The sequence below is a fragment of the Halomonas sp. 3F2F genome, assembly GCF_014897805.1.
Classification (GTDB): Bacteria; Pseudomonadota; Gammaproteobacteria; order Pseudomonadales; family Halomonadaceae; genus Vreelandella.
In genome coordinates, this window is sequence record NZ_JABUZE010000065.1 from 51,547 (window position 1) to 76,905 (window position 25,359).

Below are 25,359 nucleotides of genomic sequence, written 5' to 3' on the forward strand. Positions count from 1 at the left end.
CTAAAACGGGCCATCCTTGGCCACCACACCCCTACAGTGGACGGGTAGGCCGAAGATAACCTTAACGTAGGTTATGAAAGCGCAATTTTGCGCGTTAATTTGCTGTTCATAAACAAAAAGTACGCGAAGTGGTTAAAGTTGACACAGGTTAGGTCGATAAAAAACACATAAAACTATTAAAAATTCTTCCGTTGACCTACTGAGAAACACTTTATGGCTACTCCTCCTCCTGCTTCGACCTTGCCAAAACGGAACCTTAGCTTACAGGCTAAGGTGCTGATGCTTGTCCTACTGCCGCTTTTCATAGTGACCGCAGGGTTAGTCGCGTTTGACGCCTACGGACGCATTCAAAACACCCATGAGACGCTGGCGAATCAGCGTGAGGTGCTGATTGAAGAGCGCCGCAATGCAGTGCGCGATATTGTGCAAATGGCGACGTCCGCTATTTCCCCTATTTATGAGCAAGCAGGTGCCAATGATGAGGAAGCCAAACAGCAGGTAGCCGAGATCGTGCGCGCCATGCGCTTTGAAGGTAATAACTACGTTTTTATCTACGACTTCGATGGTAACAATATCGTGACGGCCCCTGCGCCAGAGCGTGAAGGTACCAACATGATGGACGTAAGAACCCCAGACGGAAATTACCTTATTCGCGATATTCTGCAGGTTGCCAAGAACGGTGGCGGTTTCCATAGTTACTTATGGGAGTACCCAAGCACCCGCGAGATTGAGCCGAAGCACTCGTATGTAGAGAGTCTAGAAAAGTGGGGCTGGATGATCGGTGCCGGGGTTTACGTCACCGATGTTGATGCGGTTGTTGCAGAACTTGAGGCGACCGCTAACGCGGATCTACGCCAGTCTATCCTGTTCGCTATTTTGTTGGGTGCCGCCTTGTTTCTAGCAGTGGCGCTGCTCGCATTTGGCTTTGTGCGTCGCACCGTCGGGCCGATTAAACGCACCGCCAGCGCTATGCACGATATCGCTCAAGGCCGTGGCGACCTTACTCGCCGCCTAGCGGTAGAAAGCAATGACGAGGTGGGTAACCTAGCGGTTCAGTTCAATGCCTTTGTCGAGCGCATGCAGGAAACCCTGCGTGATGTGCGCCGTAGCACCATGAGTGTTTATCATTCGGCGGGAGAAATCTCCCATAGTTCCGAGGAACTGGCCACCCGTACCGAGCAGGCTGCTGCCAACCTGCAGGAAACGTCGGCTTCCATGGAAGAAATTACCTCGACTGTGAATCACAGTGCAGATAATGCCCAGCAGGCCAATCAGCTGGTGCAGTCCACTGCTGAAGTAGCCCAACATGGTGAAGAAGCCATGGGACAGGTCGAGCGGACGATGCACGATATCAACGACTCGGCGACGCGTATCAGCGAAATCATCACCATGATTGACGCCATCGCTTTCCAAACCAACATTCTGGCGCTTAACGCCTCGGTGGAAGCCGCACGGGCGGGTGAGCATGGCCGTGGCTTTGCGGTCGTCGCGCAAGAAGTACGCACACTGGCTAGCCGCTCTAGCAATGCGTCAAAAGAGATTCGTACGCTGATTGATAGCTCTGTTAAGCACACCCACACCGGTGCCGAGCTAGTGCGTAAGGCGGGTGCGACGATGCATGACATTGTGGAAAGTGTCTCCAAGGTAACTGATGTGATCGGCGAGATTACGGCGGGTGCCAAGGAGCAAAGTAGCGGTATTGGCCAGATCAACACCGCCGTCGCGGAAATGGATACCATGACCCAGCAAAACGCTGCCATGGTGCAGGAATCCACTACAGCTGCTAGCAACATGCGCCGTCATGCCGAGCACCTTAATGAGCTGATCAACACCTTTGTGCTTGGCGACGATGAGCCACAAGCTTCATCGACACGGCCAGCGTTAAACCAACCGCGTCAGTCTCTGCCTTCTAGCACACCAAGTGCGCAACAGGCGCTCAAGCGCCCCGTGCTCTCTTCTAAGCCTGCTCCGGTTAACGCTGGCGAAGACGACTGGGAAGAGTTTTAAGCCTAACGCTATGCTCCTGCTGGCTGAAAATACGCCTTGTTAAACAGCCAGCAGTAGCAAACACGCCCAGTAGACGAAACGTCGTCGCAAAAAACGTAGTAGAAAGAACGTAGTAGAAAGAACGTAGTAGAAAGAACGTAGTAGAAAGAACGTAGTAGAAAGAACGTAGTAGAAAGAACGTAGTAGAAAGAACGTAGTAGAAAGAACGTAGTAGAAAGAACGTAGTAGAAAGAACGTAGTAGAAAGAACGTAGTAGAAAGAACGTAGTAGAAAGAACGTAGTAGACTTCCCGACCAGCCCAGCAGGATCGGTACATAAACCACCAATAGCAGCACCCCAATCAAGCCTAAAAGATACGGGATAATTGCCCGAGTGATGCGCTCCAGCGGTAGCTGAGTGACTGACGAAGCCACATAGAGGTTGATCGCAACCGGCGGGGTAATCATGCCAATCGATAGCCCCACCACAATAATCAAACCAAAGTGGATCGGGTCGATGCCCAATTGCAGTACCAGCGGCAGCAACACCGGGGTAAGAATAATCAAAGCGCTAGCGGTCTCGATAAACACCCCCGTGAGCAGAATCACGGCCACGACCAGCAGCATAATCACGTAGGGGTTGGTGGAAAGCGACAGCACTGCCTGGGCGATGGCGCCGGGTACCTGCCAGCTTGAAAGTGTCCAGCTGAGTACTGCCGACATGGCAATCACCAGCATAATCACCGCGGTGGTCATCGCCGAGCGAATCAGCAGCTTATACACCTGGGGCAGGGTTAAATCCCGATACACAAACAGCGACACCAGCAGCGCATAGTTGACTGCGACCACGGCCGCTTCTGAAGGCGTGAAAATGCCCGAGAAGATACCGCCCAGAATAATCACCGGCGTCATCAGCCCCCAGCTAGCCGCTTTCAGCGTGCGCCAAATGGTCGGCAGCGACAGCGGTGTGCCTTTGGGGTACTGGCGCTTATAGGCCTGAGTGATCGCAATGGCCATCAGCCCCAGCCCCATTGCCAGCCCCGGCAAAAAGCCGTTCAAAAACAGCTTTGATACCGACTGCTGAGCAATCACCGCGTAGATAATCATCGGCACCGAAGGGGGAATCACAACGCCAATCGTACCGCTGGCAGCAATTAAGCTCGCCGCTGAGGCAGGATCGTAGCCTTTACGCTTAAGCTCTGGCACTAGGCTTGAACCCACTGCGGCGGTGGTGGCCGCACCAGAGCCGGAGATAGCTGCGAAGAACATGCCTGCCATTACCGATACCACCGAAAGCCCGCCGCGCATAAAGCCGACTAACGAATCGGCAAAGCTCACCAGCCGCTCGCTAACCTTACCCTGGGCCATTAAGTCACCGGCCAGAATAAACATCGGGATAGCGACCAGAGCAAACGAGTTAATGCCCTGGAACATCTGCTGGGTGACCACCATGAGTGGCACGCCCGACTGGTACAGCGCATAAAGCGTGCTTGCGCCAATCGCAAAGGCAATCGGCACTCCCAGTAGCATAAACAGGAAGAACAGCCCGAACAGCACCAGAGTCATAGTGGCTCCTCCGGCGCGGCGACCGTCGGCTCACCGTTCACCAGTACGTCGATCATATCCACCAGGGCGTACCACGCCATGATGGCGGCAGAAAGTGGAATGACTGCATAGATGTAGGTCATCGAAAGCCGCAGTGAGGCGGATTTCTGAAAGCTTTGCACCTGCATATAGCGGTAGCCAATCACGATTAGCGCGATCATAAACGCCAGCACCACCGCCAGTGCAGCCAAGCGCGCCAGCTTGCGCAAGGGCAGGGGAAGCGCATCCACGGCAAAGGTCACGGCGATATGCCGCCCGCGCTGGAAGGCTAAGCTGCTGGCTAAAAACGTAATCCACACCAGTAGAAAGCGCGCGACTTCTTCCGTCCAGCCAACGGCGCTGAACAGCACCCGCGACACAATCTGCAGAGTGATCACACCAATTAATGCTGCCATGCCTGCAAAGACCACGGGCTGGATGATGGCATCCAGCCCGCGTTCGCTACGTTTCAATAGTGTTAAAAGTGGCTGTGCAAACGCCATCACTGATTTAGCGCCTCCTGAATGCGCGGTAGGTAATCACCAAACTGCTCGCCATACTTCTCATACACTGGCGCCACGGCGGTCTGGAAGGCTTCAATATCTGGAGTTTCGTTGATCTCCATGCCCGCCTCGCGAAGCTCAGCCAGTTGTTCAGCTTCCATGATAGCATTCTGCTCTCTTGCGTATGCAGATGCTTGCTTGGCGACATCCAGAACAATGGGCTGAAGCTCTACCTGGAGGCCGTTCCAGGCGGGAAGGCTCATAATAAACGTTGCTGGCGCATAAATATGCCGAGTCATCGTTAGGTAGTCCTGGGTTTCCGCAAGGTTGAAGGCATGAATAGCGTTAACGGGGTTCTCTTGGCCATCAATAGTGCCTTGCTGCAAGGCGGTTAATGCCTCTGTCCAGGCCATGGGTACAGCGTTGGCACCGAGCCCGCGGAATGTATCAACATAAACCTCATTTTCGATGACCCGCAGCCTTAGGCCTTGAAGGTCTTCAGGGGCATTGATTGCATGCTGGCTATTAGTGATATTCCGAAAGCCACGTTCAGCGTATGCCAATCCTTTCAGGTTCACATCCTGTAATTTGCCTAGGATTTCCTGGCCGATTTCACCATCCAGCACAGTATAGGCCGCTTCGGAGCTAGGAAAGAGAAACGGGAGCTCGAAAACGGAGAACTCATCAACGAAGTTAGCCACCGGCCCGTTGGTGATAATGCCCATATCCACAGTGCCGATTTGCATACCTTCTAATAAAGTGCGCTCATCGCCCAGCGAGGCATTCGGATAAATATCCACGCTAACCGCGCCATCGGTACGTTCGCTAATCAGCTGTTGGAAGCGCTCAGCAGCAATATGGTAAGTATCTTCCGTATTCACTACATGGGCTAGGCGCAGCGTAGTAGGGGCTATCTCTTCCGCTTGTCCAGCGAGGGGCAAGCTGAGTAGACCTACACCAATAAGGGGAAGAGTTAGCTGTTTAAGTTGGCGTGCCGATTTAGTCACAGCGTTCAGCGTAAAGCAGGCAAGGTTACTCACATTATCTCCTAAGAATTAGTGGTTTTAATTATATTGAGGCGTGGTTTTATTATCTTCTTAATGCTCATCTATATCACATTGATTATAGGGGGCAAATTACTTATTTTTATTCCACTATTCGTTCTGCTAATCCGAAAAAACTTTATATAACTTGTACTTGAGTGATTTTTAGGTTGGCGATAACCTGCAAGAGGTTACTTTTAATTGCGCACTTTTGAATGAAGCACTACAGGGTTTTAAACGCCAAGTGCTTAAACCAATGGTGTGGTCAGCTAAATCAGGAATAAGAAATGGATAAGTTGCTGAACGACCTTGTTGCAATCGTCGGTCCTTCGGGGGTACTGCTTGGTGATGATGTCTCGCAGCGCAGCGTAGATTGGTTTACAGGGGCGCCTTGTCGCGCTAAGGCGATTGTTAGGCCGCGCAGCACAGAACAGCTGAGCCGTGTTATGGCTTTGTGTTATCAGGCTGACCAGCCTGTGGTGACACACGGGGGCATGACCGGCATTGTGCATGGCGGGGTGGCAAGCCCGGGCGAAATCGTCGTGTCACTGGAGTTGATGAATCAAATAGAGGAGATCGACCCGGTTGGTTCCACAGTTCTAGCTCAGGCTGGGGTGACCCTGCAGCGCGTACAGGAAGCAGCGCAAGAGATCGATATGCAGTTCCCACTTGACTTGGGGGCAAGAGGCTCTTGCACCATTGGTGGCAACATCGCCACCAATGCGGGTGGTATACGGGTAATACGCTACGGCATGATGCGCCAGCAGGTACTGGGACTAGAGGCTGTACTTAGCGACGGCACCGTAGTGAGCTCATTGAATAAAATGCTGAAAAACAATGCAGGATACGATCTGAAGCAGCTGTTTATTGGCAGTGAAGGTACGTTGGGAATCGTGACCCGTGCAGTACTACGGTTACAACCCGACATGCCCAGCGAGCAAACGGCATTAGTGGCGGTGCCCTCTTTCGATGCGTTGACTCAACTGCTGAATCTTGTCTCTCGTGAGCTAGCCAATAGCCTCAGTGCCTTTGAAGCGCTGTGGAATAATCACTATAAACTGATGACCACCGAAAGCGGTAAGAATGCGCCTGTACTAGCGGATAACTCACCTTTCTACGCCATTATTGAAACGTTGGGGCTGGATGAGGCCGAGGACGCCGAGCGTTTTTCCCAAGTGCTGCAAAAGGCACTAGAGGTCGATTTGATCACCGATGCGGCCTTGGCGAGCTCCCAAGCCCAGCGTCAGGCGATCTGGGCCATAAGAGAAGATATCGAAGTGCTGGTGAACGAGCTGAAACCGATGTTCTCCTACGATGTCAGCCTGCCGATTCCCAGTATGCAAGCGTATGTCGATATTTTAGAAGAGAACCTTGAAGCCCAGTGGCCTCAATCAGGCAAAATGGTGGTATTTGGTCACCTTGGTGATGGCAACTTACACATTATGATCACGGTACGTGACGATAGCCCGGACAGCCGACGCCAGGTTGAACAGCTTGTCTATTCGTCTCTGAAAGCGTTTGGCGGTTCCATTTCTGCAGAACACGGCATTGGTCTTGAGAAAAAGGACTATCTGTCAGTTTCTCGTACCAGTGAGGAGATTGCCTTAATGAAACGCCTGAAAACCGCGCTGGATCCCAAAGGTCTATTGAACCCCGGCAAAGTGATAGCGCTGGACTAGCGTTTGCCTGAATGGTCAGTAAGTATCGCCAGCCTTAGGGAGCGGGTGTTATCAGCTCCCTAATTAGCGATCTTAACCAGTGTATGCCTGAGTCGTGATCCTTCCTTTCATCCCAGCATAGGCATACTTTAAAGGGCGCTACATCTAGGGGCAGGGCGTAGAACTTCAGGCTATTGTTGCGACAAATCACCTTGGCGGCACTCTCAGTCACCACACAGAGTAAATTCGTCGAGACCAGTATCTCTTGGAGAGGAGTGATATAGGGTGTTTTGGCGACGATTTTGCGTTCTAACCCCAGTATTCTCAGCTTCTCATTGATTAACAATGGGCTGTCTTCGCGGTGAGATAATGCGATTTGTGGGGCGTTTAAAAAAGCGTCAAGCGTGATCGTGTTGTTGTCTCCGTATAGGGAAGCATCACCAACACAGCCAATCACATCATCAAACAGGTATTCGTGATAAGAGGTGAGTGGCAAGCTTTCCAACTGCACCATGGCGAGGTCGATATCGTGGGCTTGTATGGCGTGCTGAGCATCTTCGGCACTGGCTATGCGGGTAGACAACATATTGAAGCATAAGTCGGGCGCATGGGTTAAACAGTGCTGAATAAGCTTAGGTTGTAACTGCTGGCTTACATAGTCCACCAGGCTGACACGAAACTCGCGTTTCGATGTGGCCGGTGAGAACTCGCTGTTGCTATACACCGCCTGATCGAAGTAAAACACCCCTTTGGCCACAGCGGCATCCATCTGCCGGGCAAGCGGAGTTGGCTGCATGCCATCCAGCGTTTTAATAAATAGCGGGTCATCCATCAGCAGGCGTAACTTCTTTAGCGAATGGCTGACGGCTGGCTGGCTTAGGCAGAGCGCTTCTGCGGTAAGGGTTAAGCTCCTTTTCCAATAAAGCGTATGAAAAACCAATAATAAATTGAGATTTATCTTATGTAGTCTCGTTGCCAACTTTATATTGGTTAGTTCAGTCATCAGGCGTCTCTAATTGGCAAAGGCTGTTCACGCAGTACGTTGACACTGCGCAAACAGCTATCGGTCACTTCAATAAAACCAACCTCACGCTACGGGAAGTCGGGCAGGTAGCAAAGACCGTTTACTTAAGTGCCTCCTGAATGCGCGGCAGGTAGTCACCAAACTGCTCGCCGTACTTCTCATATACAGGCGCCACGGCAGCTTGGAAGGCTTCCATATCCGGCGTTTCGTTGATTTCCATACCGGCTTCGCGCAGCGCCGCCAGTTGCTCGGCTTCCATATCTGCATTCACTTGGCGCTCGTGTTCGGCGGCTTCTTGGGCGGTTTCTTTCAGTACGGCTTGTGCCTGTTCAGGCAGTTGGTTCCAAACGGGCATGCCCATTACAAAAATGGCCGGGGCATACGTATGGCGGGAAAGGGTCATGTAGTTCTGGGTTTCATCCAGCTTGAACGAATGGATAACGTTCACCGGGTTTTCCTGGCCGTCGATAGTGCCCTGCTGCATGGCGGTCAGCGCTTCTGTCCATGCCATGGGAATAGCGTTGGCACCCAGCTCGCGGAAGGTGTCGGTGTACACCGGGTTTTCCATCACACGAATGCGTAGCCCATCCAAATCTTCCGGTGAATTCACCGCGCGTTCGCTGTTGGTCAGGTTGCGGAAGCCGCGCTCTGCGTAGGCCAAGCCTTTCAGGTTTACATCAGACAGCTTATCTAGCAGCTCCTGGCCGATCGGGCCATCTAGCACGCCATAAGCGGCTTCTGGTGAAGGAAATAGGAACGGCAGTTCAAACACCGCCATCTCTTCCACAAAGTTGGCCACCGGACCGTTGGTAATCAGCCCCATATCCACGGTGCCGATCTGCATGCCTTCCAGTAGCGTGCGCTCGTCGCCTAGGGAAGCATTAGGGTAGATCTCGATGTTGACCTTGCCATCGGTGCGTTCTTCCACCAGTTCTTCAAACTTGGTCGCGGCGATATGGAAACCATCTTGCTCGTTGACCACGTGGGCCAAACGCAGGGTAACGGGGTCCATATCAGCAAAATCAGCGGCATTCGCGGCGCTTACTAGCGTCAGTGAAATGCCCAGTGCCAGCGTGTTACGTGCAAAAGTTTTCATTATAGTGTGTTCCCAGTTTCACTAAAGATAGGAAGTGCTCCCAAAGCATGCACCACACTGCGGAAAACGGTCAATCAAAGCGCCTGTAAAACCGCTGACTAGCTGGACACAGCGCGCCCACACGGGTACGATACGCACCCAAAGCGCCCGTAGCTCAGTTGGATAGAGTGTCGGCCTCCGAAGCCGAAGGTCGTAGGTTCAATTCCTACCGGGCGCGCCAAATTAATGAAAAAGCCCACGAGAAATCGTGGGCTTTTTTGTTGGCACCCTGTTTTCCCACCTTTGGTTCCTTTATGCACTTCGTAGCGTTCGCCATCGTGTTGAGACCCATAGCCTCTGTGTGCTTGGAGTGTAGCGAATTCAAGCCCGACGCTTGCTGCTTGCGTAGAGGTTTGTGAAGCGTCCATTGCTATTGGTCAGAGCCATTCATACAAAGCCTAAGCCACTGGGAGTGATTCATCGCTCCCCCAGTCTGCCCAAGAACCGTCGTACAACGATAGCTGATGGTATCCCGCTAGTTCGGCAGCCAGCAGAAGGATACAGGCGGTGATGCCCGAGCCACAGGAAAACACCAGTTGGGGTTCATTGTTAGATTGGAGAGACGGAGCAAGCGTTATGAAGATTGCCTTCAGCTCGCTAACAGGTTTAAAACAATTTCCCTCTAGCACCTCTGTAAACGGCAGATTATGAGAATTGGGGATATGGCCACTGCGCACCCCAGGGCGGGGTTCAGGCACCTGTGCCAGGAAACGTGAACGTGATCGGGCATCAACAACGGTTACTCGGCTATCGTCCAGATGGTGCAAAACGTACGCTGAGTTTCGCACTCGACTGTGATCAAGGTTGGCGACGAAGTTGCCTGGCTTGGTTGTCGTTTCCGTGATGGTAGAAACAACGTCCCGCTGTTCGGCTAGCCACTGTGGCAATCCTCCATCCAGAACAAAAACGTGTTTAACGCCCATTGACCGGAAAATCCACCAGGCCCGAGGCGCCGAATAGATGCCTTGATTATCGTATAATACGACTAGGCTTTCGGTCGTAATGCCTAGCCGTTGAGCTTCCCTAGTGACTTGTTCCTCTGTTGGAAAGGCGTGGGTCATAGAAGAGCCGGTGTCACAAAGCACGCCTTCAAGATCGATCTGGCGGCTACCCGGTATCCACACCGGGCGATCATAGACGATAGGCTCTTTACCAATCACCGTCGCCATGCTCGCATCGATCAGCACTAACCGTTCATTATCTAGGTTGTCTTGCAGCCATTGGGTCGTCACGAGGGGGGATGACATGATGTTCTCCGATCAGGTGCTGGCAGTTTGTGTTATTCGGGCGCTAAGCAGAAATGTGTTATAGCATCTCTACCGCAAACGCTGCTATCTGCCGTCGAGCGCTTGAAAACTCCACGCCTACTAAGTGAATTGGCTTGCCGGTCGCGCGGTGTTTATCGGCATAGTCGGATAAGAGCGTGATATCGCGCAGGTTGTTCAGCCCATCAGAAGCTGACTGGCTAGGCCACCCCCTACCAGAAGTAAGCCAAACAGGATGAACCCCAGTATAAAAGGGCGGATACCCAACTCCTTGAGCTTTTCGATTCGGGTTTCAAACCCCAGTGCGGCCATGGCCATGGTCAACGCAATCTGACCCGCCAGAACGAGTATCTGATGGAGGCCGCTAGGCAAGTGGATAATACTGTTGAACACAATCATGGCGATGAAGCCGAAGGCAAACCAGGGGATCACCGGCTTGCCCGCTGCTGACCCTGATTCACTGGCCTGCTGACGAAGCCACCATTGCCCGACGATCAATAGGAAGGGCAGCAGCAGTATCACGCGAACCATTTTGACAATGACCGCACTGGCCAATGCCTCGGGGCCCACCGCATCAGCAGCGGCCACGACCTGGGCGACTTCGTGGACAGTCGCACCGATATAGACACCAAAGAGACCTTCGTTCATTCCTGCAAGCGGGTATAAAAGAGGGTAGACAAGCATTCCCATTGTGCCGAACAGCACGACAGTGGCGACTGCTATGGAGGAGGCCGCGGGCCGTGAACGAATGACCGTTTCGGTGGCGAGCACCGCCGCGGCACCGCAGATGGCACTGCCTGCACTTGTTAATAGTGTTGTTTCACGATCCATACCCAGTATGCGGGTGCCGATTTGATAGCCGATGATGAGAACACTGCAGATCACCACCAGATCCAACAGCAACACCTTAAAGCCAAGGGCGAAGACTTGTTGCAGGGTTAATGACAGGCCAAACAGTACAATGCCACCCCGCAGCAGCCAGCGAGTGGCGAATGTTAGCCCAGGTTGAGTACTTGGAAGGCGGTGTGCAAGAGGTAGGTTACCCACAACCAAGCCTAACAGTAAGGCGAATACCAATGGACTAATACCTTTGGAAGCGAGTCCGGGGAGGTTAGCCAAGCCAAAACCTGCCAATGTTAATGTGCTACACAGAATCAGACCTTGCCACATGATGCTTTCTCTTGTTGGTGCATACGTGGCTAGCATAGGGACAAAAATACTTTATGGTTATCAGCATATAACCATATGGCTGTTCGGTAAAAACGATATATGACCCCTCATGTGACTTTTCGCCAGTTACAGGTTTTTGTCGCTGTTGCTCGTGACGGCACTGTTATTGCTGCTGCTGATCACTTGAAGCTGTCTCAATCGACTATTAGCCAATCGCTCTCAGATCTTGAGCGTCATCTGGGTGTCGAGCTCTTCGAGCGGCTTGGCCGACGCTTACAGCTCAATAGTATGGGAAGCTACCTGTTACCCCGTGCTGAGCGCCTTCTGGAAGGTATGGCCGATTTTGTTGCTGTCGCTGAGGATCCTGAAAGCCAATTGCAGGGCACGCTTAATATATCGGCCAGCGCTACCACAGGTACCTATCTGCTCCCCCCTCTGGCTGGATACTTCAGCAATCAGAACCCGAGGGTGGATCTTCGGCTACGATTGCGTAACACGGGAGAGGTGATTACAGATCTGCTGCGTTTTGATGCTGATTTGGGGCTGATCGAAGGGCAGTGCCACGAATCGCGCCTGAAGAGTGAAACATGGTGCGAAGACCAGCTTGTGATTGTCTGTTTCCCACAGCATCCCCTTGCCAGGAAGGAGTGGCTTGATGACGCTGATATCAGAGCTGCCGCCTGGATACTGCGCGAACCTGGATCAGGCACGCGCGAAGTATTTGAAGCCGCTGTGTTACATCATGTCGAACGATTGCAGGTGCGTATGGAGCTCAGCCAGCATGAAGCCATCAAGCAAGCAGTGAAAGCTGGCCTCGGTTTGGGCTGCCTCTCTCATCGCAGTGTGGAAGGGGAGCTTGAAAGAGGAGAATTGGTTTCGCTGAACAGTGGGTTAAAGCTAACCAGGATTTTTTCATTGGTGTGGCATCCAGAGCGTTATCGGAGCCCGTTGTGGCAAGCGTTTAAGGTTTTTTTGATCGATAATCATGGCAATCCTCCGAAGCCAGGCAGGCCACAATAACTGGGTTCGAAATGTACAGCTAATATGTGTTGTGCACAGAGCCTATCGGTGACACTGCTTTTCACGCTCAGGCTGCCAGTAAATGGCATCAATTCGGTCACATCAGAAGCTCATCAGAAAGTACGCTTCTTAAAAGTCACGCTTGAAGAGGCGTTAGCAGCGCGAGCCCACTATAAAAAAGCTTTGGATCAATTGAGGCAGATGCCTTAACGACGGCGATTTGTTCCCAGAGAAGCCTGTGGTGCACGTCAGGTTAATTGACAGTACACCGCAGGCCAAACACTTATCGGTTGTAGAAGCTATTGTTTAGGTGCATCAGCGCTTTCTCACGGGACAATAAAAACTAACCCCATAATAGCGGTTCACTACTCAATAAAATTTCTCTTTAAATTAGAAGGCACCGAACATAATGTCATCAATATTGGCGAGAACGCTTTTTCTTTTGTTGAAGTTGAGCTGAAGTAACTCAAGTAGCCTAAAGGCTTGAGACGCTTTCCTGAGCTTTTAGGCTTATCAAACATGCTTTTCCCTTCTTGAAAGGAAAGCCGTGTCCTTCGGGGTTAATGCATTGCGAACTTGTTGCCCCAGACCCGCACTGACTGAGACGCCGTAGGTCCGCTGCGTTCGACGATACTACAGTAAATCTCCCCGCCTTCAATCGAGCTATTACAGTCGACGTTCCCTGTGCCCGCTTAGCACTGGAACGTTAACTAGAAGGTGTGGGAAAAGTTACTGCACACTGACCTTTTAGGTTTGATGGATGGTTTCGGCAATGCCTCGTTTCAACTGCTCAATGGTGAAGAATCGGTTCAGTTCGAAGTATTCGGTCTTCAGGGTGCCGAAAAAAACTCTACATAGCGGCATTGTCCAAACAATTCCCTTTCCTTGATATGCTGCGGAGTATCCTTTGCTCCACCACCGGGCAGCAATAGGTGGGGTGACGTAATGCGACGAAAGGAGATGAGCAGTGGGACAACCAAAAGTAACGGTTCTTCACGGACCTAACTTAAATCTTTTAGGTGTTCGCCAACCAGACGTTTACGGTTATGAGACGCTGGACGATGTTAATAATGCTTTGGCTGAAACAGCTGAGAGACAGGGCTGGGATATCAGCTGTTTTCAAAGCAATCACGAGGGCGAATTAATTGACGCCATCCATGCGGCGCGTCTCGATGGCACGCTAGCTATCATCATAAACCCAGCCGCCTATACCCATACGTCTGTCGCTATCCTGGATGCGCTCAATGCCTTTGAAGGTAGGGTCATTGAGGTGCATATCTCAAATGTTCATAAACGCGAAAGCTTTCGTCATCACTCCTATGTCTCGCAGCGGGCAGATGGGGTCATTGCGGGGCTTGGGACGGAGGGTTACCAGGCCGCTTTAAACGCCATCATAAAATCCTGCGTTTAAACGGTACGCGAAGCAGTACGAGGGCAAAAAGCAGTAGAAAGACCATAAAGATACCTCCTTCATGAAGAGCTGCGTAACGCCTGTGACCCGACGCTATACCTTGGTAGTAGCTTACGCCAAGTAGCGCGTGCGGCTGCTTGTCTGAAGAATGAATAATTATCTGAAATGACAGGGTTTTTACCTATGTTGACGAAAGGGGAGGCTTAGCCTCCCCTTTTGTATGCGTGCTTGGTGGGGTTTGACGAGTGAATATGACGGGAGTAAATTGCTCGCACTACAAATCAAAGTTCGTTATTCGAACTTGTCGAGAGTCACTGCCAGGAGGAGACCTATGGCTGAGTTCTTGAGCTTGCATGACGCGGTAGCGCGCTACGTCGAAGATGGCGCCACCGTTGCCATGGAGGGCTTTACCCACCTGATTCCGTTTGCCGCGGGCCACGAAGTGATCCGTCAGAAAAAGCGCGACCTGACGCTGATCCGCATGACCCCCGATATCATCTACGACCAGTTGATTGGCGCGGGCTGTGCTAAAAAGGTGATCTTCTCCTGGGGCGGTAACCCCGGCGTGGGCTCGCTGCATCGACTGCGCGATGCGGTTGAGAAAGGCTGGCCGCGCAAAATTGAGATTCTTGAGCACAGTCATGCCGCGATGGCCTGCGCCTTTGAGGCCGGGGCTGCTGGCCTGCCGATGGCTGTGCTGCGTGGCTATGTCGGTAGCGAGCTGCCGAGCGTGAATGACCAAATCAAATTTATTGAGTGCCCATTTACCGGTGAACGCCTAGCAGCGGTTCCTGCTGTGCGGCCGGATGTGTCGATCATTCACGCTCAACGGGCAGATCGACAAGGTAATGTGCTGGTGGAAGGTATTGTTGGCGTACAGAAAGAGGCGGTGTTGGCTGCTAAGCACAGCATTGTCACCGTGGAAGAGATTGTCGATGACCTGAACGCTCATCCCAATGCTTGCGTGATTCCTGGCTGGGCGATTAGTGCTGTTGCCGTGGCAGAAAAGGGCGCACTGCCTTCGTATACCCATGGCTACTACGGTCGCAGCAACCGCTTCTATAAAGAGTGGGATGCCATTGCTCGTGACCGCGATACCTTTACGCAATGGATCGACAAGAATATCTACGGTGCAGAGGAGCAAGCCAAATGAGTCAGGAATACACCTCTTCTGAAATGATGACTGTGACCGCTGCCCGTGCGTTAGAAAATGGCATGACCTGCTTTGTGGGTATTGGTCTACCTTCTGAAGCCGCCAACCTGGCACGCCTAACCCATGCGCCTGAGGTAGTGCTGATTTATGAGTCCGGCACCCTGCAAACCAAGCCTGAGATTCTGCCGCTCTCTATTGGTGACGGTGAGCTGTGCGAATCAGCGTTGACCACGGTGGCCGTGCCAGAAATGTTCCGTTACTGGTTACAGGGTGGCAAAGTCAATGTGGGCTTTTTAGGCACTGCGCAAATCGACCGCTTTGCCAACCTTAACACCACGCTGATCGGTGATTACAAAGCGCCCAAGGTTCGTTTGCCAGGCGGCGGCGGTGCACCGGAAATCGCCACCAATGCAGGTGAAGTGTTTATTACCTTGAAGCACTCAAAGCGCGCGTTTGTGAAAGATGTCGATTTCGTCACCACGCTAGGCTTTGGACGTGACGGCAAGGGGCGCGATAACGTGCCTAATATTGGCAAAGGCCCTACCCGTGTCATTACTGACCTGTGCGTGATGAAGCCCGATCCGGATACCAAAGAGCTGGTAGTGGTATCGCTGCATCCTGGCGTCACCCGTGAACAAGTGACTGATGCGACCGGCTGGGATATACGCTTTGCCGAACAGTTAGAGAGCACGCCGGAACCGAATTCCAACGAGCTTAAAATATTGCGCGAACTGAAAGCACGCACCGAGCGGGCCCACGCGGGCGAATAAGGAGCTTTGTATGAGTGATGTCTATTTATGCCACCCGCGCCGCACTGCCATTGGCCGCTTCGCTGGTACCTTGGCCAGCGTGCGCCCCGATGATTTCGCCGCGACGATCTTTAAAGCCGTACTGGCGGAAGCGCCGGATCTCGACCCTGCTGCCATTGACGAAGTGTTTATGGGCTGCGCCAACCAGGCCGGTGAAGATAACCGCAATGTGGCGCGTATGTCGTCGCTGCTGGCGGGCATCCCGACTTCGGTGCCCGGCACGACCATGAACCGCCTGTGCGGCTCGGGCATGGACGCGGTCGGTACCGCGTTTCGCGCGATTAAAGCGGGCGAAATGGAGCTGGCACTGGCAGGCGGCGTGGAGTCCATGTCGCGAGCGCCCTACGTGATGGGAAAGGCTGAAGGCGCTTTTGCGCGCGGGCAAAAGATCGAAGATACCACCATCGGCTGGCGCTTTATCAACCCGCTGATGAAGAAAGCCTACGGTGTTGATTCGATGCCAGAAACGGCGGAAAACGTCGCCGAGCAGTTCACTATCTCTCGGGAAGATCAGGATGCCTTTGCCCTACGCTCTCAGCAGAAAGCCGCTGCCGCCCAAAAAGCGGGGCGCTTTGCCCAAGAGATCACCGCCATCGAGATTCCCCGCCGCAAGCAGGCGCCGCTAATCTTTGATCAGGATGAGCACCTGCGGGAAACCTCCCTGGAAAAACTGGCAGGGTTGCCTACGCCGTTCCGTGAAGGTGGTAGCGTCACCGCTGGCAACGCCTCGGGAGTTAACGATGGCGCTGCCGCCATGCTGGTAGCCAGCGAGGCCGCGGTTAAGCAACACGGTCTTAAGCCGATGGCGAAAATCATCGGCATGGCCACCGCTGGCGTTGAGCCGCGCATCATGGGCTATGGCCCGGTACCCGCTGTGCAAAAACTGCTCAAACGTACCGGTATCACCATGAACGATATTGATGTGTTTGAGTTCAACGAAGCGTTTGCCGCCCAGGCGCTGGCCTGTATGCGCGACTTGGGCCTTAAAGACGACGACCCTCGCGTCAACCCCAACGGCGGCGCGATTGCCCTGGGTCACCCGCTGGGTATGTCCGGTGCGCGCTTGTTAATGACCGCTGCTCACGAGCTGCAAAACAGCGGCAAGCGCTATGCATTGTGCACCATGTGTGTAGGCGTGGGCCAGGGTATCGCCACGCTGATTGAACGCGTTTAACGGAGGTAGCATGGCCTTTCATACTATCAATGGCCGCAGTGTGGCTTATCGCCTGCTTGGCGCAGAAGTGAACCCGCTGGTCGTACTGGCGCATCCTTTGGGCATGAGCCAGGCAGTATGGGATGACGTGATTCCCGCACTGCTGGCTCGCTATCGGGTGCTGACCTGGGATCTCCCCGGCCACGGTGCCAGCCAAGCGGTCAGCGGTGCACAAATCACCCCTGCTGACCTAGCGGCGGAGGCATTGGCGCTGGTAGAGCTTGCGGGCGCGCAGCGCTTTCACTTTGCCGGTACGTCCATTGGGGGTGTGGTTGGCCAGCAGTTGATTGCTGAGCATAGCGATCGGCTGCTCTCTGCCACGTTGACCAATACCGGCGCAGTGATCGGTAATCCTAATCTCTGGAACACCCGCGCAGGGCGGGTGCGCCAAGAAGGCTTGGCAGCGATGTCTGAAGAGATCGTGCCGCGCTGGTTTGCACCTCAGGCGTTTGAAGCAAGCCCTGCGTTGAAAGCGGGCTGGTGCACACAGATGGGCCGTGGCGACGATGAATCTTACGCCCAACTGTGCGAAATGCTTGGTCGTGATACGTTTTCTGGAAAGCTTTCTGGTAAGAGCGCCTCTCATAAGGTCAGGATACAGCTGTTTGGCGGCAGCGAAGATATGGCCACGCCGCCCGCGACGCTGGAAGCTCTGGCTGCGGAACTCGACGGCGCACCGTTGGAGATATTTGACGGTGTGGGTCATGTGCCGTCGGTAGAGGCTCCGGTGCTGTTTGCGCAAAAACTTATGGCTGTGCTTTTAACCGCCTCGAACCACAGTGTGGCGTAAGCCTTCGGACTGGAGGCTCGCAAGTAGGTATAGGCAGAGAGAAGCACTCCTATAACCACATACCCCTCATGCCCACCAACCGCTAGAGACACACTACGATGCTCTAGCGGTTGGTGGGCATGGCGTTAGCGCTTCTGTAGATTCGACGATCTGCCGCGCTCGTTAGCTATTACGCGTCACCTTGGTGTACAGAAGAGGGATGACGGCATAATGGCTTTACATGGATATCCATATAAGGAAACAGCGGCAAACCGCTAATCAGATCGTGGAGTTCAGCATTGTCACTGACGTCGAAGATGCTGACGTTGGCGTAACTGCCAGCGATCCGCCATAGGTGGCGCCATTTGCCTTGCCGTTGTAGCTCCTGAGAGTAGGCTTTCTCCTTTGCTTTGATGTCAGCCACTTGCTCGGCGGGCATATCCGACGGCAGTTTTACGACCATTTCTACATGAAACAGCATTGCACTTCTCCATGGGTAGTTGTGCTACAGGTATTCGCGCTACAGAGTGTTTTTTCGATTTAAATAGGCTTGTCGCCAGCGCACGATTTTAACCTCGGCAAATAGCCCCGTCTGGTGGAATGGGTCGGACTCGATGAAGTGCTCGGCCTCCTCGCGGCTATCCAAGTCGACTAGGTAGATACCGCCAGACGCCGTTTCGCCATCATCGGAAAGCTTGGCGCCACAGGCCAATAAGGTCACTACGTTGGCATCCAGATACTCCAGGTGGGCTTGGCGTACCTCCAGGCGTAGGGCCTGACGGCTGGGCTTGTCGAAGGTTTCGATCAAAAAAGGCATGGGGCAGTCCCGTAAGTCAAGAGTCGTTAAGCGTAGATAAGAGCCGTTAGGCGCCGAGGTAGCCCCAAATCAGCATCGCGCTGGCGTAGATGACCCCGAGGTAGATTAGGATCAGCACCATGTAGCCCATCACATCACGTAACTTCAAGCCGGAGATGGCTAACACCGGCAGGATCCAGAACGGCTGAACCATGTTGCTCCATTGGTCACCAATTTGGACGGCCAGCGCCGTGGCTGCCTGGGAAGCACCAAGTTCTGTGGCGGCTTGAACCATAACAGGACCTTGGACAGCCCATTGGCCGCCACCGGATGGTGCCAGCAGGTTGATGATGGCGCCGCTGATGAATGACCAGATAGGCAAGGTTTGCGCACTGGAGATATCAACAAAGGTATTGGCGAACGAAACCACCAGCCCCGACCCCACGAGAATTCCCATGATCCCCGCGTAGAAAGGGTATTGCACGATGATGCCAGAGACGATACGAATCCCATCCGTCAAAGCGGCTAGGTAGTTGGCAGGCGAGGCAAATAGCAATATCCCCAAAAACAAGAAGGCGAAATTGACGGTATTGAGGTTCAGCGAACCGCCATCTAATGCATACAGTGCAATATACAGCATGCCTAGCGCGCCAATGCCAATGCCCACTAATTTGCTGCGATTCAAGCGTTCGGCGATGGTGGTTTTTGTGTCGTTGGGAAGCGGAGCGACGGAGGGCTTGGCTACCGTGGTTGGGTCGATTTCGACGATATCTTTGGCTTGCTTGGGATGCAGCCAGGCATTGAAGAACGGAAGAGTGAGAAGAATAAGGGCGCTGGTGATCAAAAGAATGGGCGAGAAAATTGTTTCGCTCAGTGGGATTAATCCAATCGTATCCTGAAGAAAGTGTCCTTCGGTGGCGATCAGTAGCGGCACGCTGCCAGACAGGCCGATACCATAAAGAGCAAAGCCAGAATACGCCGCAGCGATCACTAATGGGTAATGTAAGCCCTTTACGTTAAGCGCCAATTTCTGGGCGACTATACCGCCGATGACCAAGCCGAAGCCCCAGTTGAGCCAGCTACCGATACCTCCCACCAGAGTGGCAACAACAATCGCGACGAAGGGCGTTGTAACGCGTGCTGCGACGCGGTTGAGTGCGCCGTCAACTAAGGGCGTTTTGGCCAGGATGTAGCCCGCTAGGAGGATGACCGTCATTTGCATGCTGAAGGCCAGCAAGTCCCAGAAACCATCGCCCCAATATCGCACTGCATTCAAGGGACTGGTGCCCTGCATTAGCACTGCCAGGAGCATTGTGAGCATGGTTAGAAGGATAGCGATGACGAGAGGATCGGGCATATAGCGGTTAACGAGCCGGGTGAAGAAATTTGCCAGCGCATTCATAGGAAGCCCTCTTATTGTCGGCGTGTCTGTCATTGGCTATTGTGTACGCATAGCGTACATAAGTTCGTTTTTCGTGAGTGATCTTTGACCTAAGACCAACTTTATTCAATGCGACATTTGTCTAGCACTTGTATGGTCTCAAGCTAGGCGAAGGAGGAAATACTGATGCAGGACGGTTCATTGCAAGCTGCTGTGGTAGGTGCGGGAACCATGGGCACTACGCTGGCCAAGTTAATGGCGACGCATGGTGTCAAGGTCACTGTGGTTGATACCAACCCGCAAGTATTGGAAGCCAGTCGCTTGAGTGTGGGGGAGAGTGCTGCAGTTATTTGCTTTACCACGAATTTGGAGGTGGCGAAGAGTGCCGATTTTGTCATCGAGAGCGTGACAGAAGACGTCGCGATTAAGCGAAAGGTCGTGGCGCAAATCGAGTCTGAAGTAGCCGATACTTGTATCATCGTGACCAATACATCGGGTATTCCGATTGATGACATCGGAAGTGCCATGCGGGTGCCGCAACGGTTCCTGGGGACGCACTTCTTTAATCCGGCGGATATCATACCTGCCGTGGAAGTGGTGCCAGGCAGCCATACCGAGGCGGCAGTAGTGAAAAAGGTATGCGGTTGGCTAAAGCGTTGGGGGAAACGCCCCGCGGTACTGAATACCTGTGTACCTGGCTTCGTCGCTAACCGGATCCAGCATGCGGTGATGCGTGAATGCCTCTCCCTGTTGGAAAAAGGGGTAGTGGAGGCCGAAGCGCTGGATGATATCGTGCAGTACTCTATCGGTGTGCGTATGGCGTTGAACGGCCCATTATGTCAGCGCGACCTTAACGGGTTGGACACCCATCTGAATATCGCCCATTACCTCTATGCGGATCTCGAAGCACGTCAGCAACCTGCCGCTCTGCTTGAAGAGTACGTTGCCCAAGGTCGTCTAGGTGCCAAGGCTGGGCAAGGTTTCTACCAGTGGAGTGATGAGACGCGGACCCAGCACCAGGCCCGGGAGCGGGAAAACCTGCAACGTATCATTGAAATCGCTACCCAACATGCCGGTGGAGACAAGTTATGAATCAGCCTCGCTGGAAGAAACGTCCTGAAGGTAGCAATTGGGGCGAGTTTGGCCCTGACGATCAACTGGGGCGAGTCAATCTGATCGATACCGAGCAGGTGCTCAAAGGTGTTAAGGAAGTTCACGAAGGGGTGACATTCTGCTTGTCGTTACCTCTGGATATCCCCGGTGGAAAGGTATTGAACCCCCGTCGCTCGCCTCCGAAGCTAACTCCGACAGCCTTGGGTGATGACCAGTACATCAACTTCCCTCTGGCGACTCATAGCCCCGCGCTGCATGACGTTATCAGTGATGATCAAGTTCAGCTATCGTTGCAGTACTCTACGCAGTGGGACTCCCTGGCTCATGTGGGCGCTTTGTTCGATGGCGATGGTGATGGCACGCCGGAACGCCGCTACTACAACGGCTACCTGGCCGAGCAGGATGTGCTCGATCTGAGCGGAGAGTCGGCCCAATGGCACGACTCCTATGCTAGACGACTGGGAATCGAGACACTGGCGGCACATGGCATGCAGGGCCGAGCCGTATTAGTCGATCTGGTGAGAGTTTTCGGTGCAGGAAGAACGTTAGTAGGGCACCTGGAGTTGATGGATGCGCTAAAACAGCTAAACGTGGTGGTGGAGCGCGGCGATATGCTGGTATTGCGCACAGGGTTCGCCGAGGCGTTGTTGGATATGCAAGGGACGCCGCAGCCCGAGGTATTGAAAAATACCGGGGCAGTGCTTGATGGCAGTGATTCGGCCTTGCTGGAGTGGATCACTGACAGCGGCATTGCGGCGATCTGTGCGGATAATTATGCGGTAGAAAACTTGGATCGTGAGTTGGCGCCGAGCTGTTGCTCTAAACTTCCATTGCACCATCATTGCCTGTTCAAACTCGGATTGCCGCTGGCGGAGTTATGGTATCTGAAAGATTTAGCAGAATGGTTGCATAGCCGTCAGCGCAACCGGTTCTTGCTAACGGCGCCACCACTTCGGCTGCCAGGTGCCATTGGCTCGCCGGTGACACCAGTGGCAACCGCATAGTGATAAGTTTGCCGCTGTGCTGGAGGGCGTTAGAGATACCTCCGACAATGGGCGTGCTTACACCTGGATGATAAGCTCTTGGGCCTGATCAATTCGACCGTTGAGGCAAACTCACAGTGAGCAGAAAGATTTGGCTGTATGCGCTGGTTCTGGCCTCTTTAATCGTGCTGAGCCTTTTGGGGTTATGGTGGTTATGGCATTGGCAATACAGCCACGCCGAAGCGGATGCCCAACGTCACGCGAATACTCGTCTAGCGCTCTACACCAGTAGTCTGCAAGGCGCGCTTGAGCGCTTTACCTATCTGCCTGACTTACTGGCCCAGCAGCCTTTAGTCCAGGCTGCCCTGCGCGAACCCAGTGAGCTATTGCTATCTCCTGTTAATCAGCACTTGGCTGAGGTCGCTGAGCGTTCGGGCGCTGACGCCATTTTTCTGATGAATGAGCAAGGCGTCACCCTGGCCAGCAGCAACTATGAACTCGAGCAAAGTTTCATTGGCCACGATTATCACTTCCGCCCCTATTTTTACGATGCCATGCAGAGTGGTAGCGGTGAATTCTTTGCGATCGGTGATACAACCGGACAGCCGGGTTATTTCACCTCTTATGTCGTTACTTTTGGCGACGATACTGTCTCTGCGGGTGTCCTGGTGGTTAAGGTCTCACTGGAAGCGCTTCAAGAGGATTGGCGTCGAGCACAAGAAAACGTCATTTTGTCGGATGCCAATGGCGTTGTGATACTTTCTAGCCGCGAGCAGTGGCGGTTTCAGCACATTGATGGGCTTCCTGATGATGCATTGGCGCAGATTAGTGCCCAACGTCAATTTCTCGATAAACCGCTTTCCCCTCTCGGCCAGCGCCTGCATGACGATACACTGGTAATAGGCAACCAAGCACAAGGAGGAGGCGAGCGTTTTCTGGTCGCTTCCCTGCCGCTTTCTACCCTGGGTTGGTCGATGCATTATCTTAGCCCAGTGCGCCCACTTTATATCAGTGCTCGCAACGTACTCCTGGCGGGCTTAGTCACGCTTTCCGCTCTTTTGTTGTTTGGCTTGTGGTTGCGTGAACGCCAAAAACGCCAACACATGCGTGATGCTCAGGCGAAAATCATCCAACAAACCAATATTCGCTTGGAAGAACGTGTCCAGGAACGCACCCAGGCTTTAGAGGATGCGCAAGCTGAACTGGTCCAAGCGGGTAAGTTGGCCGCCTTGGGGACCATGGCAGCAGGCATTGCCCATGAGCTTAATCAACCTCTTTCAGGCATACGCACTTATGCTGCCAACGGTGAGCGGTTGTTGGCGCTCGGCCGTCAGGAAATGGCAGGCGACAACTTCCAGCGTATTCAGGTATTGAGCAAACGTCTCGCTCGGTTAATCGAGCAGCTAAAGCTGTTTGCTCGCAAGGGCGAGAGCCAGGAGGGTGTGGATCTTCCGGCCAGCCTGAACTTCGTACTAGAACTACTGGAGGAGCGTTTCCAGCAGCAAAAAGTGCGTTTGGAGCGTGACGGTGATTGGCAGCAGTCGCTCTGGGTGCGCGGCGATGACGTTCGCCTGGAGCAGTTGCTCACCAACCTGCTGCGTAATGCGCTGGATGCTTTGAATGAGATACCCAATGGCGTCATTCGTCTTCATGTTGAGGTAACGACGGAGCAAGTGCGGTTGACGGTCCATGACAATGGCCCTGGCTTGCCTCAAGAGGTGATCGAGCAGATGTTCGACCCATTCTTTACGACTAAACCGGTTGGGGAAGGCTTAGGGCTGGGGCTGTTTATTAGCTACGGCATTGCTCAGGATCTTGGCGGTAAACTCAGCGCTGGTAATCACCCTGCTGGGGGCGCTTGGTTTTGTCTGACATTACCGCATGGTGAGGAGACACCTTCATGACGCACGCACCTTCTAGCACCTTAGCTCGGCTACCGGCTGCTTCTCTGCCCGTCTGGCTAGTGGACGATGAAGCCGATGTCCGTGACTCTCTTAGCCAATGGTTGGAGGTGTCGGGATTAGAGGTTCACACGTTTTCACGCGCCGGTAAGGCGCTGAATGCACTTCAAAACGGCCAGCCGTGCGGTGTCGTCGTCAGTGATATCAAGATGCCCGAGATGGATGGCTTGGCCTTGTTTGCCGCCGTGCAAGCACTCGATACGCCGCCCCCGGTGATTCTGATCACGGGCCACGGTGATGTCCCCATGGCGGTTGCTGCGATTCAGCAGGGGGCCTGGGACTTTGTGCAAAAGCCCTTCGATCCTGAACGCCTTGAGGAGTGTGTACGACGAGCACTAGAGCATCGGGCCCTGGCGCTGGAAAACTTGCAGTTACAGCAGGCATTACGGAATAACTATTTAAGCACGCGCCTGCTTGGCGATTCTGCACTGATGCAACTACTGCGGCGCCAAGTGGAAAACTTAGCTGCTAGCCGCGCCAACGTGGTTATCAATGGTGAAACGGGCAGCGGCAAGGAAGTCGTGGCTCGCGCCTTGCATGACTTTGGCAGCGGTAGCCAAGGCGCTTTTGTGGCGTTGAACTGTGGCGCCATGAACAGTGAATTAATTGAATCAGAGCTGTTCGGGCATGAAAAAGGTGCCTTTACCGGGGCGGGAGAGCGACGTATAGGCCTGCTGGAAACCGCTAGCCACGGCACCCTCTTTTTGGATGAAATAGAGTCACTGCCACTGTCTGCCCAGGTTAAGCTATTGCGCGCACTGCAGGAAGGTGAAATTACCCGGCTAGGCAGCAACCAGGTTATTCACCTCCATCTTCGGGTCGTGGCGGCCAGTAAAGAGAACTTGCTGGAAATGGTCTCGCAAGGAGATTTTCGCGAGGATCTTTATTATCGTCTGGCGATTGCTGAGCTGGCGATTCCTCCCTTGCGTGAGCGCCGCGAAGATATTCCCTTACTGTTTCGTCACTTCTGCCATCAAGCCGCTGATGTTCACGAAAGGCCGCTACGCGAACCCACCACAGAACTGCTGACTGCCCTCGGCAATCATCGGTGGCCTGGAAACCTCCGCGAGCTGCGCAATATTGCCACGCGCTTTATTCTTGGGCTGGATCTGCCCTGGCAAAGCTCGCCTATGCCGCCAAATCAAGCGTCTGCACTCTCTGTGCGTATGGAAGTATTTGAGGCTACCGTCTTGAAAGAAGCGCTACAGCGCCATAATGGCAATATTCAAGCGGTACTCGATGAACTCGACCTGCCTCGCCGTACACTCAATCAGAAAATGCAGCGTCACCAGTTACGCCGCGAAGACTTTCTCGCGACCTAAACGATTGATTCAAGAGTTAATGCGCTAGGGCTGATTCATCGGCCATTTTTTGCCGATGAGG

General features: G+C 53.4%; 21 protein-coding genes, 1 tRNA gene and 1 pseudogene. 13 read left to right on the forward strand and 10 right to left on the reverse strand.

Going from position 1 to position 25,359, the window contains the following annotated elements; genetic code table 11:
• Positions 1-213 precede the first annotated feature (213 nt).
• Entirely contained in the window at positions 214-2,007 is a 1,794-nt protein-coding gene (locus tag INT21_RS07415; RefSeq protein WP_193061109.1) for a methyl-accepting chemotaxis protein, read from the forward strand.
• A gap of 284 nt (positions 2,008-2,291) precedes the next feature.
• Here INT21_RS07415 and INT21_RS07420 read toward each other — a convergent pair.
• The 3 genes and pseudogenes from INT21_RS07420 to INT21_RS07430 all read right to left on the reverse strand — a co-directional run.
• Positions 2,292-3,551 (reverse strand): annotated as a pseudogene (locus tag INT21_RS07420) (TRAP transporter large permease); the annotation flags it as partial.
• Positions 3,548-4,072 carry a TRAP transporter small permease gene (locus INT21_RS07425; protein WP_038479280.1) on the reverse strand — a complete coding sequence of 175 codons (525 nt, stop codon included), beginning with the start codon at positions 4,070-4,072 and terminating at the stop codon, positions 3,548-3,550. The gene INT21_RS07425 and the pseudogene INT21_RS07420, both read right to left, overlap by 4 nt.
• Entirely contained in the window at positions 4,072-5,112 is a 1,041-nt protein-coding gene (locus INT21_RS07430; RefSeq protein WP_193061108.1) for a TRAP transporter substrate-binding protein, read from the reverse strand. Before INT21_RS07430 ends, INT21_RS07425 begins: the two co-directional genes overlap by 1 nt.
• A gap of 290 nt (positions 5,113-5,402) precedes the next feature.
• On the opposite strand from INT21_RS07430, the gene INT21_RS07435 reads away from it, so the two are divergent.
• Complete coding sequence (locus INT21_RS07435) at positions 5,403-6,794, forward strand: FAD-binding oxidoreductase (RefSeq protein WP_193061107.1); 1,392 nt, start codon at positions 5,403-5,405, stop codon at positions 6,792-6,794.
• 34 nt (positions 6,795-6,828) lie between these two features.
• On the opposite strand, the gene INT21_RS07440 is transcribed toward INT21_RS07435, so the two are convergent.
• Positions 6,829-7,776, reverse strand: a complete 948-nt coding sequence (locus tag INT21_RS07440) for a LysR family transcriptional regulator (protein ID WP_193061106.1) — start codon at positions 7,774-7,776, stop codon at positions 6,829-6,831.
• Positions 7,777-7,897: 121 nt separating this feature from the next.
• Complete coding sequence (locus tag INT21_RS07445; protein ID WP_193068604.1) at positions 7,898-8,893, reverse strand: TRAP transporter substrate-binding protein; 996 nt, start codon at positions 8,891-8,893, stop codon at positions 7,898-7,900.
• Positions 8,894-9,036: 143 nt separating this feature from the next.
• Between INT21_RS07445 and INT21_RS07450 the strand changes: the two genes are divergently transcribed.
• Positions 9,037-9,113, forward strand: a tRNA-Arg gene (locus tag INT21_RS07450).
• A 217-nt stretch (positions 9,114-9,330) separates the two neighbouring features.
• On the opposite strand, the gene INT21_RS07455 is transcribed toward INT21_RS07450, so the two are convergent.
• Together INT21_RS07455 and INT21_RS07460 are read right to left on the reverse strand one after the other, a co-directional pair.
• On the reverse strand, positions 9,331-10,179 hold the full coding sequence (locus tag INT21_RS07455) for a sulfurtransferase (RefSeq protein WP_193061104.1): 849 nt from the start codon (positions 10,177-10,179) through the stop codon (positions 9,331-9,333).
• 195 nt (positions 10,180-10,374) lie between these two features.
• Positions 10,375-11,367 carry a YeiH family protein gene (locus INT21_RS07460; RefSeq protein ID WP_193061103.1) on the reverse strand — a complete coding sequence of 331 codons (993 nt, stop codon included), beginning with the start codon at positions 11,365-11,367 and terminating at the stop codon, positions 10,375-10,377.
• Positions 11,368-11,478: 111 nt separating this feature from the next.
• Between INT21_RS07460 and INT21_RS07465 the strand changes: the two genes are divergently transcribed.
• The 6 genes from INT21_RS07465 to INT21_RS07490 all read left to right on the forward strand — a co-directional run bounded on the left by INT21_RS07465 (position 11,479) and on the right by INT21_RS07490 (position 17,763).
• Positions 11,479-12,387 (forward strand): LysR substrate-binding domain-containing protein, encoded by a 909-nt coding sequence (locus INT21_RS07465; RefSeq protein ID WP_319022098.1) that lies wholly within the window; start codon positions 11,479-11,481, stop codon positions 12,385-12,387.
• 967 nt (positions 12,388-13,354) lie between these two features.
• Entirely contained in the window at positions 13,355-13,798 is a 444-nt protein-coding gene (aroQ, locus tag INT21_RS07470) for a type II 3-dehydroquinate dehydratase (RefSeq protein WP_089040415.1), read from the forward strand.
• A 331-nt stretch (positions 13,799-14,129) separates the two neighbouring features.
• Positions 14,130-14,951, forward strand: a complete 822-nt coding sequence (locus INT21_RS07475; RefSeq protein WP_193061101.1) for a CoA transferase subunit A — start codon at positions 14,130-14,132, stop codon at positions 14,949-14,951.
• Positions 14,948-15,721 (forward strand): CoA-transferase subunit beta, encoded by a 774-nt coding sequence (locus tag INT21_RS07480; RefSeq protein ID WP_193061100.1) that lies wholly within the window; start codon positions 14,948-14,950, stop codon positions 15,719-15,721. The genes INT21_RS07475 and INT21_RS07480 overlap by 4 nt, the downstream gene beginning before the upstream one ends.
• Positions 15,722-15,731: 10 nt before the next feature.
• Complete coding sequence (pcaF, locus tag INT21_RS07485) at positions 15,732-16,934, forward strand: 3-oxoadipyl-CoA thiolase (protein WP_193061099.1); 1,203 nt, start codon at positions 15,732-15,734, stop codon at positions 16,932-16,934.
• A gap of 10 nt (positions 16,935-16,944) precedes the next feature.
• Complete coding sequence (locus tag INT21_RS07490) at positions 16,945-17,763, forward strand: alpha/beta fold hydrolase (protein ID WP_193061098.1); 819 nt, start codon at positions 16,945-16,947, stop codon at positions 17,761-17,763.
• Between the two features lie 169 nt (positions 17,764-17,932).
• On the opposite strand, the gene catC is transcribed toward INT21_RS07490, so the two are convergent.
• From catC to INT21_RS07505, 3 genes are read right to left on the reverse strand one after another with little or no spacing between them, the layout of a single operon-like run.
• The gene (catC, locus tag INT21_RS07495; protein ID WP_125752521.1) at positions 17,933-18,223 is read right to left on the reverse strand and encodes a muconolactone Delta-isomerase; all 291 of its coding nucleotides are present in this window, start codon (positions 18,221-18,223) and stop codon (positions 17,933-17,935) included.
• Positions 18,224-18,262: 39 nt separating this feature from the next.
• Positions 18,263-18,559, reverse strand: coding sequence for a YciI family protein (locus tag INT21_RS07500; RefSeq protein WP_193068602.1), 297 nt, complete (start codon positions 18,557-18,559; stop codon positions 18,263-18,265).
• Positions 18,560-18,605: 46 nt separating this feature from the next.
• Positions 18,606-19,940, reverse strand: coding sequence for a short-chain fatty acid transporter (locus tag INT21_RS07505; protein ID WP_193061096.1), 1,335 nt, complete (start codon positions 19,938-19,940; stop codon positions 18,606-18,608).
• A 165-nt stretch (positions 19,941-20,105) separates the two neighbouring features.
• Here INT21_RS07505 and INT21_RS07510 point away from each other — a divergent pair, with 165 nt between their 5' ends.
• From INT21_RS07510 to INT21_RS07525, 4 genes are all read left to right on the forward strand, one after another.
• Positions 20,106-21,011, forward strand: coding sequence for a 3-hydroxyacyl-CoA dehydrogenase NAD-binding domain-containing protein (locus INT21_RS07510; RefSeq protein WP_193061095.1), 906 nt, complete (start codon positions 20,106-20,108; stop codon positions 21,009-21,011).
• Positions 21,008-22,036, forward strand: a complete 1,029-nt coding sequence (locus tag INT21_RS07515; RefSeq protein WP_193061094.1) for a cyclase family protein — start codon at positions 21,008-21,010, stop codon at positions 22,034-22,036. The genes INT21_RS07510 and INT21_RS07515 overlap by 4 nt, the downstream gene beginning before the upstream one ends.
• A 116-nt stretch (positions 22,037-22,152) precedes the next feature.
• Entirely contained in the window at positions 22,153-23,919 is a 1,767-nt protein-coding gene (locus INT21_RS07520; protein WP_193061093.1) for a sensor histidine kinase, read from the forward strand.
• On the forward strand, positions 23,916-25,298 hold the full coding sequence (locus tag INT21_RS07525) for a sigma-54-dependent transcriptional regulator (RefSeq protein ID WP_193061092.1): 1,383 nt from the start codon (positions 23,916-23,918) through the stop codon (positions 25,296-25,298). The genes INT21_RS07520 and INT21_RS07525 overlap by 4 nt, the downstream gene beginning before the upstream one ends.
• The last annotated feature ends 61 nt before the right edge of the window (positions 25,299-25,359 follow it).